Origin of the sequence: Bacillus cereus group sp. BfR-BA-01408 (assembly GCF_022663305.1) — a bacterium.
In the GTDB taxonomy this organism is placed as follows: Bacteria; Bacillota; Bacilli; order Bacillales; family Bacillaceae_G; genus Bacillus_A; species Bacillus_A pacificus.
On sequence record NZ_JAKUFF010000160.1, the window covers coordinates 1 to 1,568 of the forward strand.

Below are 1,568 nucleotides of genomic sequence, written 5' to 3' on the forward strand. Positions count from 1 at the left end.
TTGCTCTTGTTCAGCTTGTTTTTCCTCCGGTTTTTCTTCCGGTTTCGCTTCATCTTTTTTCTCTTCTTGTTTTGCTACTTCTTCTTGCTTCAGTTCTACTTTCTTCTCAGGCTTTACAACTGCCTCTTCACATCCGGCAAGTAGTCCGAGTGAAAGCAATAAAGAAATAAACCACTTCATCTTACTCATGTTGTCTCTCACCTTTCATAATAAAGTGAAACTTTAATAAGTGGGGGGCTTTTCCACCCCCCACTTATTATTAGTTGAACCAATCGGGCTTTTACGGGCAGTTAATCTCCACCTAACTTCCTTGCACTCGCTAACTTTTGAGGTGGGGATCTTACTGCCCGTTAATGCGGGATAAAATTAGGAGCAAATGATTGCTCCTAATTTTTGTTAAGCTGCTTTACGTCTCCATAATACATATGCAGAAGCAATACATAATACACCCATACCTACTTCTGTCGCTGCACTATGAGAAGATGCTCCTGTTTTTGGTAGTGTGCTACCGTTTCCGGATTTTTTATGTTTAACCGGTTCGTTATCAACAACAACTTTTACATTGTCATCTTTTGTTTCTTGTTGTTCTTCTGGTTGTTCAGTAACTTCTTTTTCTACTACAACATTTTCTGAGTCTACATTTGGTTTCTTATCGATTTCAATAACAGATTCCGTTGACCAGTCATAAATCGATTTTCCAAGGTCTTTAAACTGAAGTAAAGCTAATAATGCTTGCTCTGTTGCCATTCCGCTACCGGTTTGGTCGCCTGGTAACCATTTAAATTCACCATTTGGAAGTTGGTATGACAATAGATTTTGCACTGCCTTATGAAGACGGTTTTGATCTACCTCTTTCACAAGGGATAATCCAATAATAGCTTGCGCAGCACTATTAGAATTCTCTTGTCCATCAGCAGAGAAACCGCCATTTTCTAGTTGTTCATTATATAAGTATGCGACAGCCTTTTGCACTGCTGGTTTCACATCTGCTCGGTCTTGATAAGGAGCTAATGCTGATAAAACCATACCTGTTACATCAACGCTACTAGCACTATCTTTACTGCTTGCGCTATCATAAGTCCAGCCGCCATCTGTATGTTGCGCGTTTAAAAGTGCATCTACTAAAGCAACTCGATTCCATTTTGAATCTACTGGAATTTCATATTTTTTCGTATCAAATGCAAGTAAAGCAAATGTATAACCTGTAACAGAATTCACTTTATCTGATTCGTACAATTTTTGAACTAAATTATGTTCGCCTACCATTTTTGGGTCTGCATTCATTGCATTCATCATAATAATCGTTCTAGCTAAATCTGTCGCTGAAAAACGGTTAATGCGCTTTTCTACTTTTTCAGTTACAGCCTTAACATAATTTAATTTCGCCTCAATTGGAACATTCTTTCCAGAACGAGAAAGGCCTAAAGCTACCCAATCGCTTTCAATTCCATCTTGTAACATCTTTTCAGATGTTTTAGAGATTGCGTCATTTACTTGTGCTGCTGGAACTTGAATGTTTTCTTGCTTTGGTTGTTCTGGTTTTTTACTATCTTGGTCACCTTGGTTTT

At 38.2% G+C, this 1,568-nt stretch carries 1 protein-coding gene and 1 pseudogene; both read right to left on the reverse strand.

What is annotated here, in order from left to right:
- A pseudogene (locus MR083_RS26455) lies at positions 1-189 on the reverse strand (DUF4430 domain-containing protein); the annotation flags it as partial.
- A gap of 207 nt (positions 190-396) precedes the next feature.
- Positions 397-1,568, reverse strand: a 1,172-nt coding sequence (locus tag MR083_RS26460; protein WP_242270086.1) for a prenyltransferase/squalene oxidase repeat-containing protein, incomplete at its 5' end; no start/stop codon positions are given.